This is a genomic window from Candidatus Paceibacterota bacterium (assembly GCA_028714635.1).
In the GTDB taxonomy this organism is placed as follows: domain Bacteria; phylum Patescibacteriota; class Minisyncoccia; order Phycocordibacterales; family JAQTLZ01; genus JAQTLZ01.
In genome coordinates this window covers 1-11,058 of the sequence record JAQTLZ010000009.1, presented here as the reverse complement: position 1 = coordinate 11,058, position 11,058 = coordinate 1, and the positions used below count along the sequence as shown (strand labels likewise).

Genomic DNA, 11,058 nt, shown 5'->3' with positions numbered 1-11,058 from the left:
ATACAGAATCCTCGCGAGAGTCCAAAATGTTTCGCTTCCCCCGGCAAGATACGGAAGACTTACAAGAAGCGACACTCCCGCCAAAAGAAGGAGTATTTCGCTCGATTTAATATGAAAATCTGCAATGATCTCTGCCATAGTCTTATTATTCTAGCACAAAAAGGATATTTCCGATATGCACAGAAAAAGGAAAACCCCCTACGGGGGCTGTACACCTGTCGCATTCTGAATACAGAACGCTCAAGGTCTTGCAGAGCGGGTCCCTACCCACTCTTCACCCGGCTGAAGCCCGGGGATTTTCCTTGTTCGAACGAAAAAACCAGATTACATCTGGCTCATCCCCTTATCACAACTCTTGCAGAGACTCTTGTGATTTACAATCTCAGCAATTGCAGAAAGACCTACGAGAATGTAGACGATTCTAGCAATCGAACCACCGAGAATTTGCATGACGTAATCAGTCCCAATGAGACCGATGATAAGCCAATTCAAACCTCCGATGATGAGCAAGATAAATGAAATTTTGTGTAAACCTTTCATTTTTTTCGAAATTAGGTTTTTAATAGTTCGACTTTTATGCCTTTATTATATCACCCCGGCAAAAGAGAGACGGAGAAGAAATCCCCAGTTATCCCCCTAGAGATCTTTGAGAAGAGAAAGGAGTTCAGAACGTCTTTCTTCCACAAGAGCCTTATTTGTAGCCTCAATATTGATGCGAAGCAGTGGCTCGGTATTGGACATCCTGATATTGAAACGCCATTCCCCCTTTTTCTCGACAATAACATTATCGAATTCTTCCACTTTTCCCTTATTTGCGTAGCTTTTTTGCACGACAAAAAGGGCGTTTTTCGCATCTTTGAGGGTTAGATTAATTTCACCGGAGATCGGATATTTCTCGATAAGAGGAAGAATACACGCCTCCAGGCTCTTTTTTTCCTGCGAAAGGAATTCGAGCATAAGAAGAAATGGAATAATTCCCGAGTCCGCAAAAAAGAAATCTCTGAAATAGGTGTGTCCGCTTGATTCTCCGGAGAAGACAGCATTCGATTCCCGCATTGCCTTTTTTATGAAGCTGTGCCCGACACGACAGCGTAGGGGTGTACCACCAAATTCTTTTATTGTTTCGACAAGCGCCCAAGTATAGCGGGGGTCATACACAACTGTTGCTTTGGGATTTTTATGGAGCATTTCTTCTATAAGAAGCACATTTGTGTAATACGCTTCGAGAAATAACCCGCTCCCTGTAGCAAAAAAAACTCTGTCAGCATCGGCATCCCAGGTAACTCCAAAATCCGGCCTCTCCTTTTTTATTTTTTCGATGAATTCCGTGCGATTTTCTTCGAGAAATGGATCAGGCCTGCCTTTCGGGAAATTACCGTCAGGTTCTCCATTTAAAAAACTCCACGTAATCGGCAAATCTCGGCACACAAGCTTCACGAGTTCTCCCTGAAAGCCGAAATTTGGATTCGCTACAACCTTGAATGACTTTATTTTCTTTGTATCAATAAACCCAAGCACAAATTTCCTGAAATCTTCGTGGATGTCTTTGGTGCTTAGCTTCCCTTTCTTTTTTGCCGAAACTTTCTTGCCAAGAAGTTCTTTTGCCTTATTTTTGAGTCGCACTGTAATCTCTTCTCCCGCAATGGGCTCCGCTCCCCTACGGACCATTTTCATTCCAGTGTATTCGCGAGGATTATGAGAAGCGGTAACGGAAATTCCCGCATCATATTTGTAATATGCCGTTGCGAAATAAATTTCTTCCGTTGAAATAAGTCCGATGTCCACAACATCCACTCCAGAATCTAGAAGCCCCTGGATAAGCGCTTTCTGCATCGACGGCCCGCTTATCCTGACATCTCTTCCCACGACAACTGTTTTCGGCTTTTCAATCTCTACAAAAGCCTGTCCGATTGCATACATAATTTCTTCATTGAGCTCTGTCGGATAGATGCCTCGAATATCGTACGCTTTGAAAATTGAGTCTTTGATTTCCATTAGCATTTCATTTTAGCACCGGCAGGATTAGTGCCAAGTGTTCAAGAATCATTTTGACCGATGGAGATTGATCGCCGAGGTATGAGCGAAACTTAATGAGCTCCTCGAAGCTTCTCGCATCTTCTTTTGATTTTATCGTTCCTACTTTTTCTTTTAAAACACTTTCGACAGCATTTAAAAAGGAAATCGCATCAGCTTTAGTCTTCTTTTCATCGGAAATTTCATCCGTCATCTTCTTCACTGAAACAAGCCGTTTTGGCTTTGCGCTGGAAAGAAATTCTTTCGCGTCTTTCTCCCACTTGTTCTCCCCATTCGTATTTATGATAAAAAGCCGGGATTTGAGAGTTGACAAAAGTCCTTCAGTGCTCGAAATCACCAGAAAAAAGTGTGTGTCAAGGGTTGGTTCTTCAAGAACTTTGAGTAATTTGTTCTGTGCCTGCCATTGAATCTTGTTGACGATAATGAGAAATATCTTCTTATTCCCAACCTGAAGCGCTTTTTTGCTTTGAGCTTCAATAAGCTTTTCAGCATCATCGACAGTAAACAAGTCAAACTTCCCCCGCCAAAAATCAGGATTCCCCACAGTTTTCACTTTCAACTCCTTCTCAAAAAACACTAAAAGCTCGGCGAGTACATCTTCTCGCTCGCCGACAATGCAGTATGCGTGATGGAGCTTATCTTTCTCAATACCATCTATCATTTCAGTAAAATTATTTAACGCCGGACAATAATCTTGACGCAAGAGGCAAAAAATATCCTTCAACATTTTTTATACTGACATGATACTGGGGGCTATCGCTCGTGGCATCTTTTACAACATCGCCCCATATTTTTGCTTCGCGAGAATAGCCCGCGGAAGATGTCGCGGAAAGAGAATCAATAATACCGAGAGCGCGTTTGGCCGATTGATTCATTTTCTCCCGCTCGCCCTTTTCTTTATCCCGAAAAAACCGCGTGAGCTCACTCCCCAAATTTGCCATAAGAAAAAGCGGGGTACGCGCATTTTGAGTTGATTGATTCATATGATTTTTTTCTCAATTATTTTTTTCATTTTGAGACGCAAATCTGCATCCTCCACTTCCATCCCGCGATTTCCCGCCTGCGGACGAATGTTTATGAGAGACGTATATTCGATAGCTTCATCTCCCGTTTTATCAAACAGTAAATTGAAACCCCAAATATCCTTCTGTATTGAACCAGCTTCAATCAAGACGACATTGGCATCAATGTGGTATTCACCGCCGATCGCAATAATTCCCCGCTCGATATCGACAACCCCTTTTATCATCGTATCGTAAAATTCCTTCGCAATTTCCTGCGCATCTTTTCGAGTGATGATATCTCTGACAATCTGTATATTCATATGTTCAGTATAACATTTTCAAAAAGCACTTTCATTTTTTGATGCAATATAATCAAAAAGAAACTGTTTCGGTCTATCTGCAAATGTAAGCGGAACAAGTTCATCTTTATTAAAAAAAGCATAGCCCTTACCTTCTCCCAGCACAATTTTCATCTCTGGCTCAAGAAGAAGGATGTAAACGTGCTTGTTTACCATTTTCCCAGTTCTTTTACTGACAAAAGTATACGTCTTAAAGTGAGTAAGCTTTTCTTCTCCCACTCGAATACCAGTTTCTTCTTCTAATTCACGAATAGCTGCGAGGATTGGTGACTCTCCTTCATCAATTCCACCTCCCCACAATCCCCAGGAATTCGGCCATATAGGAGCATCATCAGAACGTTGCTGAATAAGATAATTCCCTTTCCCATCTTCAATAATAATGTTTACACCATCCATATTCGGAAATTATACTCGAAATTGCCCCCAAAGCGACTCACAACTTTTCAAAAACCCGCGCACGCGAGCTTGGCATGGTCGGCGTGGTGTAATTTTTTGTAATCAAAAAACTATATCACGACGCAAGCCGCGCTCAGCACAAGGAAAATTTCTCGCAGGGAAATTTTCTGGGTTTTTGAAAAGTTCGTGGGGAGCTATTTTTTCGCGAGAATGGACTTTTTATAGGTCTCAAGATGCTCTAGTGCAATTCCAGTTCCCTTCGCCACACAATAAAGCGCATCTTCGGCGACATGCGCCTTCACTCCAGTCCGGCGATACACAAGCTCGGCAATGTTTCGAAGAAGCGAAGAACCGCCGGTCAGCGTAATGCCGGTATCAATAATATCCGCGGCGAGTTCCGGTGGCGTCTCCTGAAGCACGTCCTTCATCGCCTTCACCATGTCCCTTAGCTCGCGTGAAATAGCTTTTACAATTTCATTCGTTTTCATTTCTGCTGAACGAGGAAGTCCTGTCACAAAATCACGCCCCTTTATCATCATAGTAAGTTCCTCATCAATAGGGATAGCGGAACCAATCTGAATTTTAATATCTTCCGCAGTTTTGTCCCCAATTGAAAGATTAAACGTTTTTTTAATATAATCGGCAATAGCGGAATCGATTCTGTTGCCGGCGCATTTAACGGATATCGAAGACACAATTCCTCCGAGAGATATCACGGCAACGTCAGTCGTTCCTCCTCCAATATCAACTACCATATGCCCGCGAGCTTCGTGAATAGGAATGCCGGCGCCGATTGCAGCGAGAATGGGTTCCTTCACTACGTAGACATTCTTCGCTCCGGCTTTTATGGCTGCTTCGATAACAGCTCGGCGTTCAGTAGAAGTCACTCCAGCGGGAACAGAGACCATCACTTCGGGTTTAAAGACATTCCATTTGCCGAGCGCTTTTTTCATATAGTAGCGGAGCATTGCCTCCGTCACTCTATAGTCTGCAATAACCCCGTCCTTCATAGGGCGATATGCGGTAATGCTGTCGGGAGTTCTTCCCACCATATGTTTTGCTTCAAGACCAACGGCGAGAATGCGATTGTCTTCAGAAACAGCTACAACAGAAGGTTCGTTGAGCACTACGCCTTTTCCAGGCACAAAAACAAGGGTATTTGCCGTACCCAAATCAATTCCAAGCTTTGGAGTGAAAAATCCCATAGAGATCTGAATTGTAGGATAAAGAAGCCAATTTTACAAACTTACCCGCTCACTCACTTTTACTTTTCGCAGCTTCTTTTTAAAAGTGAGTACCTGGGCAAAGTTTTACACATTGTAAAATTATAGCATATATGGTATGTTGAATAATTATGCCGATAACCAAAGAACCAGAAGGCGACCAGAAGCTCGTCCAGATAGGAAATCTCATCGCGCGACTTCGCGATGACCGCGGAATTACCCAAACAGAGCTCGGAAAAATGCTTGGCACCACCCAAAGCGCCATCGCTCGCATTGAAAATGGCGAACAGAATCTTTCTACGGAAACTCTTTCAAAAATAAGCAAAGCTCTCAACAAGGAGATTTTAAATCTTTCCACGGGTTCATTGAATCTGCGCATCGAGGGAGGAAAAAAACTTTCGGGCACTATCGTCACAAAATCTTCCAAAAATTCAGCGATGGGACTTCTTTCCGCGTCGCTCCTCAATAAAAATAAAACGATTCTTTGCAATATGCCGAAGATTGAAGAGGTATACAGAATGATTGAGGTGCTTCAATCAATCGGAGTGGGAGTAAAATGGGACGGCAACAATCTCGAAATCAAACCGCCCGCAAAATTTGATATTAAAAAACTCGACACTGAAGCCGGGATGAAGACCCGAAGCGTCATAATGCTCATCGGCCCTCTTATTCATTTTTCCAGGAAATTCCGTCTCCCCCAGCCGGGGGGGTGCCGTCTTGGTTCTCGCACGGTCAAACCGCATTTTTATGCGCTTGAAAAGCTCGGCGTGGGAATTGAAACTCGCTCAAATCACTACGAAATCAAGACTCCAAAATTGAAACCCGGGAATATCGTGCTTTACGAAGCGGGCGACACCGTGACAGAAAACGCGATTATGGCGGCATCGCTCATTCCCGGCAAAACGACAATAAAATTCGCTTCCGCGAATTACCAGGTGCAGGATGTTTGTTTTTTCCTTGAATCGCTTGGAGTAAAAATAGAGGGAATCGGTTCTTCCACACTTATCATCCACGGAGTGGAGTCTATAGACAAGCCGATTACCTACGCGGTAAGCGAAGACCCGATTGAATCAATGTTTCTTTTATCTGCCGCAATCGTGACCAAATCAAAAATCCAGGTTATGCGATGCCCGATTGATTTCCTTGAACTCGAACTTTTGAAATTGGAAAAAATGGGCTTTCGTTACAAAATTCTGCGCCGATACAAAGCGGAAAATGGAAGAACAAATCTTGTCGACATTGAAACCTATCCATCGAAACTCAAAGCGCTCGAAGACAAGATCCACGCCCAGCCATACCCGGGAATCAATATGGATAATCTCCCCTTCTTTGCTGTCATCGCCACACAAGCCGAAGGCCAGACATTCATCCACGACTGGAGCTACGAGAAACGGGCGATCTATTATAAAGACCTCGACAAGCTCGGAGCTGATACCATCCTCGCCGATCCTCATCGCTGTTACATAAACGGCCCGACAAAATTAAAAGCGGCAGAGGTCATCTGTCCTCCCGCGCTTCGCCCAGCGGCAATTCTTCTCATTGGAATGCTCGCGGCCGAAGGCACATCAATTCTTCGAAATGTATATAGCATCAATCGCGGGTACGAAGACCTTGCGAATCGACTCAATAAGATCGGTGCAAATGTGAGCATTCTTCAGAGCTTCTGATTTGCGCGCTACGCAAATCACGTCGGAAGATTTTTAGCTAATGCGTAAAAATTTCCGACGCAAATTTTGCACAACTAGACTCCCAAGTTGAAAAGAAAGGCGTTCTCTGGGATGATACAGCAATGAAGAAAAGAGAGATTCTCTATTTTTACGGCGCGCTCATCCTTCTCGCAATCCTCATTAGCGTCGCTGGTCTCCTTTACAGAAACGGCTATCGCCTCCAGGGTTTTCATTTAGGAAAGGCCGGTAATCTCGAAGTGGCGGTGTACGAAGCGGGCTCTAAAATATTCATAGACAATAAGCTTCAAAAGATTACGGAAACAGAGGAAGAAATTATCCAATTCAACAATATCACTCAAGGAAAGCATACTGTGGCCGTCACAAAAGAAGGTTATGTGCCATGGGAAAAAGAAATTGAGGTAACGCAATTTTCAACGGAAAAAGTTTCTTCTTTTCTCTCTCCCGTCAGTATAGCGCTCACGAAAATAACTGATCCGAAGGATATGGAACAAATCCTCTATCTCTTTGAGCACCCGAAAGAAAAAATGGGGCCAACAACTCGGCGCTTAATGGGAAAAACCGCGCTTTGGGCAGATAGCACTTCGGTCTATATGCAATGGATGGCGGATTTAAATACAATTCCCCGCTACTTTTGCTCAAGCTCCGGAGTGTGTTCTGTCGATTCAATCGCGGTTTTCCATTCGGGAACTCCTATCGTAAATGTTGATTTCTATAAAACCCGGGAAAATATTTTTCTCGTGGCTCATGGAGAGACAATTGACGCAATAGAAATAGGAGACACGGGGCAAGCTCGTTCATACTCGCTTTACAAAGGCAGTGCTCCGACATTCTACAAGATAAGCGAAAATACATTCTACATAAAAGACGGTAAAAATATTTTTAGAGCAGATATATAGATGAAAATCATACAAGTCATTCCTATCGGCAGAGGCATTTCCAAAGAAGTCCTCTCGTACTTTACCGCCCTTCCCGCAGAGGCGGGCGCTCTTGTGGAAATATCTGTCCGCGCAAAAAAGATGCCTGGACTGGTGATAGAAGCTCAAAATATCGGAATTATGAAGTCCGAGATAAAATCTCTGCCATTTGGTATGCGGAAAGTGGAGCGAATACTCTCCTCTTCTTTTTTTACCGAAAGATATCTGCGAAGCGTGAAAGTGTGCGCAGAATATTACGCAACCACAATGGGAAGCATACTCTCGGTGCTCATTCCAAAAGTATTGCTGGAAAATATAGGAGAGATCGAGAAGCTTGCGCAAAAAGGCGAAAGTACGAAAAATCAAGGAGACATCCGGCCTTCAGTCATCCAGGCTTCGAGGGAAGAAAGACAGCTTCAATATCGAAGCATTATACGAGAAGAGTTCGCGAAATCCCGCTCGGTGTATTGTTGTCTCCCCACCATCGAGGAGGCAAAAACGTATTTTAAAAATCTCTCAAGGGGAATAGAGATGCATTCTTTTTTTGTGTCCGGAAGCCTTTCGAAGAAAGAATTTCTAAAGGTTTGGAAAGAAGCGACTGAAACTTCTCACCCGATACTTATCGTCGGAACAGGAGCTTGCCTTTCGCTTCGGCGCTTCGACATCGGCGCTATCATCATCGACGAAGAATCATCGGGAACTTTTAAAACACTGCGAAGACCCTACCTCGACATCCGCGCCTTTGCTGAAATATACGCAAAAATGCTCGGGGCGCAGTTCGTGCTCGGAGATACGCTCCTTCGAATCGAAACATTGTGGAAAAAAGAGAAGGGCGAATATACGGCAATCCAGCCGATTCAATGGAAATCCGGCAAGGATGAGAGAACGCTCCTCGTAAATTTGAAGTCGGAAGAATCGAAGGGAGACAAAAAATTCCACACAGTTGGAGATGCGGTAAATGAAATGATACAAAACGCAAAAGCTCACAAAAAACATATTTTTCTTTTCGCAACAAAAAAAGGATATGCGCCTTCAATCATTTGCCGAGACTGCAGAAATTTCGCATTGTGCCTTACGTGCCATGCTCCAATCGCTTTTTATAAAGACAAAGATGAAAAAACAAATTTCTTTTTGTGTCACAGGTGCAAAAGAAGCCGTCCGGCGGATGAGCTCTGTCTTGCGTGCGGCAGTTGGAGACTCGACCCATCCGGAATAGGAATTGACCTTGTACGAGAAGAGCTCGCTGAAAAAATTCCTGAAGAATTAATCTTTGTGATAGATAAAGATAAAGCCAAAACATCCGTGCAAGTGAAAAAAATACTTTCTCGTTTCCTTCATTCAGAATGGGGAGTGCTTCTTGGGACAGAAGTCGTTTTTTCCGCGATGGAAGATAAACTCGATGGTGTGGCAATTCTTTCGCTTGATTCCCTCTTCGCTCTGCCAAACTTCCGCATAAATGAAAAGATTATGCATTTGGTCTCGAAAATGCGCTCACTGACCGACGGACAATGCATTATACAGACGAGAAATCCTGATGAAAAAATACTCAAATACGCGCAGGAAGGAAACATCCTTGATTTTTATCAGTCAGAAATTTCGGAGCGAGAACAATTTAATTACCCGCCCTTTTCGGTTCTCATCGAAATTTCCCTTTCTGGCGGAAGAGGAGAGGTGGAGGCGGAAATGAAAAAAATGAAAGAAATATATTTCAAAGGGTACGAACTTGAGGTGTTTCCCGCTTTCATTCCGGAGGCAAGAGGCACCTACACCCTGAAAGGAATCCTTAAAATTCCCGAAAGCGAATGGCCGAAAGAAGATTTAACGAAAAAACTTTCAGCACTTCCCCCCTATTTTTCAGTCAAAATCAATCCGGAAAGCATTCTGTAAAAACTGGAAAAATGCCTTATTTTGTGTTTGAATGGGTGGATGAAAAGCATTGTTCAGCGAGATGCTCCGGTACTGCGAGAAAAGGCAAAAGAAGTGCCCCTTAAAGATATTGCGAGCTCCAAAATAAAGAAAGTTATACGAGAGATGAAAGAAGCGCTCGCGTCACAGGACGATGGAGTAGCTCTTGCCGCGCCCCAGATCGGAGTGTCGCTTCGCATTTTCATCATCACGGAAAAAATATATGACATTCTGTATCCTGGAGAAAAAGGAAAAAAAGGAAAAATTAATCTTGTCTATATCAATCCAAAGATCACCAAACTTTCAAAAGAACAGAAATTATTAGAGGAAGGCTGTCTTTCTGTCCGATGGCTATACGGGAAAAAAATACGCTCAACGAAGGCTTCGATAACAGCGTATAATGAAAAAGGTGAAAAATTTGAACGCGGAGGAAGCGGGCTCATTGCTCAAATCTTCCAGCACGAAACGGATCATTTGGACGGAGTTCTGTTTATAGACAACGCCGAAGATCTCCACGAACTTCCTCCTGAAAAAATTCCCTCTCGACTTAAAAAAGAGACTTCCAATGACTAAACTCAATATCGCATTTTTCGGCACGCCGGAACTCGTTCTCCCAATTCTAGAAGAACTCCGAAGTGCCGACCTTCTCCCGAAAGTTATTATTACGGGGAAAGATGAACCGCGCGGAAGAAAACTCGTTCTCCAAAAACCCGCTCCCAAACTATGGGCGGAACAAAAAAATATCCCGATTCTTCAGCCAGAGAAAATTAATCAGGAATTTCTCGAAGCGTTTAAAAAATACGACATTGACCTTGGCATTGTGGTTGCATACGGAAAAATTCTGCCGAAAGCGCTTCTGGAACTTCCCCGCTTAGGAATGATAAATGTTCATTATTCGCTTCTTCCTAAATATCGTGGCGCAACTCCTGTAGAATCCGCAATTTTAAATGGTGACGAGACGACGGGAGTCGTGATACAGAAAATGGTTTTTGCCCTCGATGCTGGAGATATTATAGAAAAAGAAGAAGTGCGTGTTGGCGAAAGAGAAACGGCACCAGAACTACGAAATCGCCTCAACGAGATCGCAAAAAAACTTTTGGTGAAGGCGGTAGGCAAAATCGCAGACGGTACTGCTTCATTTGAAAAACAAGACGAGAGCTACGCAACGCTCTGCAAAAAGATAAAAAAAGAAGATGGGCTTCTAGACCTTGCTGGCGATCCCGTACAAAATTATCGAAAATTTAGAGCATATTACGGCTGGCCGGGGACCTATTTCTTTATGGAAAGAAATGGGAAAAAGATGCGCGTTGTGATCAAAGAAGCGACTCTAGATGAAGGAAAATTCGAAATTCTTCGCATAATTCCCGAAGGAAAAAAAGAAATGAGCTACAAAGACTTTTTAGCCGGATTTCAAAGATAGACCCAAAGCTGTCGGCTCCAATTTACATAATGCTGGAAAATTATTCTTCGCATACATAAATCTCCTCAACCGGCACTGGCTTATACTTGAGCTTGTGTCCATTTACAGCAATAAA

General features: G+C 43.3%; 12 protein-coding genes. 5 read left to right on the top strand and 7 right to left on the bottom strand.

The annotated features are described in order from the left end of the window. Positions 1-324: 324 nt before the first annotated feature. The 7 genes from PHS53_04860 to PHS53_04830 all read right to left on the bottom strand — a co-directional run bounded on the left by PHS53_04860 (position 325) and on the right by PHS53_04830 (position 4,998). Entirely contained in the window at positions 325-540 is a 216-nt protein-coding gene (locus PHS53_04860) for a DUF378 domain-containing protein (GenBank protein ID MDD5357446.1), read from the bottom strand. Between the two features lie 96 nt (positions 541-636). Then, on the bottom strand, positions 637-1,995 hold the full coding sequence (locus tag PHS53_04855; GenBank protein ID MDD5357445.1) for a phosphomannomutase/phosphoglucomutase: 1,359 nt from the start codon (positions 1,993-1,995) through the stop codon (positions 637-639). A 7-nt stretch (positions 1,996-2,002) separates the two neighbouring features. Beyond that, the gene (locus tag PHS53_04850; protein ID MDD5357444.1) at positions 2,003-2,695 is read right to left on the bottom strand and encodes a hypothetical protein; all 693 of its coding nucleotides are present in this window, start codon (positions 2,693-2,695) and stop codon (positions 2,003-2,005) included. Positions 2,696-2,705: 10 nt separating this feature from the next. Beyond that, positions 2,706-3,017, bottom strand: a complete 312-nt coding sequence (locus tag PHS53_04845) for a hypothetical protein (GenBank protein MDD5357443.1) — start codon at positions 3,015-3,017, stop codon at positions 2,706-2,708. Further along, positions 3,014-3,358 (bottom strand): DUF5674 family protein, encoded by a 345-nt coding sequence (locus tag PHS53_04840; protein MDD5357442.1) that lies wholly within the window; start codon positions 3,356-3,358, stop codon positions 3,014-3,016. Before PHS53_04840 ends, PHS53_04845 begins: the two co-directional genes overlap by 4 nt. Positions 3,359-3,376: 18 nt before the next feature. Continuing rightward, positions 3,377-3,793 carry an NUDIX domain-containing protein gene (locus tag PHS53_04835; GenBank protein MDD5357441.1) on the bottom strand — a complete coding sequence of 139 codons (417 nt, stop codon included), beginning with the start codon at positions 3,791-3,793 and terminating at the stop codon, positions 3,377-3,379. Positions 3,794-3,987: 194 nt separating this feature from the next. After that, positions 3,988-4,998, bottom strand: a complete 1,011-nt coding sequence (locus PHS53_04830; protein ID MDD5357440.1) for a rod shape-determining protein — start codon at positions 4,996-4,998, stop codon at positions 3,988-3,990. A gap of 149 nt (positions 4,999-5,147) precedes the next feature. On the opposite strand from PHS53_04830, the gene PHS53_04825 reads away from it, so the two are divergent. The 5 genes from PHS53_04825 (at position 5,148) to PHS53_04805 (ending at position 10,943) form a co-directional block, all read left to right on the top strand. Next, positions 5,148-6,683 (top strand): UDP-N-acetylglucosamine 1-carboxyvinyltransferase, encoded by a 1,536-nt coding sequence (locus PHS53_04825; protein ID MDD5357439.1) that lies wholly within the window; start codon positions 5,148-5,150, stop codon positions 6,681-6,683. Positions 6,684-6,805: 122 nt separating this feature from the next. Continuing rightward, positions 6,806-7,600 (top strand): PEGA domain-containing protein, encoded by a 795-nt coding sequence (locus PHS53_04820; protein ID MDD5357438.1) that lies wholly within the window; start codon positions 6,806-6,808, stop codon positions 7,598-7,600. After that, positions 7,601-9,505 (top strand): hypothetical protein, encoded by a 1,905-nt coding sequence (locus PHS53_04815; GenBank protein ID MDD5357437.1) that lies wholly within the window; start codon positions 7,601-7,603, stop codon positions 9,503-9,505. A 39-nt stretch (positions 9,506-9,544) separates the two neighbouring features. Beyond that, positions 9,545-10,096 (top strand): peptide deformylase, encoded by a 552-nt coding sequence (gene def / locus PHS53_04810; GenBank protein MDD5357436.1) that lies wholly within the window; start codon positions 9,545-9,547, stop codon positions 10,094-10,096. After that, positions 10,089-10,943 (top strand): methionyl-tRNA formyltransferase, encoded by an 855-nt coding sequence (locus PHS53_04805; protein MDD5357435.1) that lies wholly within the window; start codon positions 10,089-10,091, stop codon positions 10,941-10,943. The genes def and PHS53_04805 overlap by 8 nt, the downstream gene beginning before the upstream one ends. The last annotated feature ends 115 nt before the right edge of the window (positions 10,944-11,058 follow it).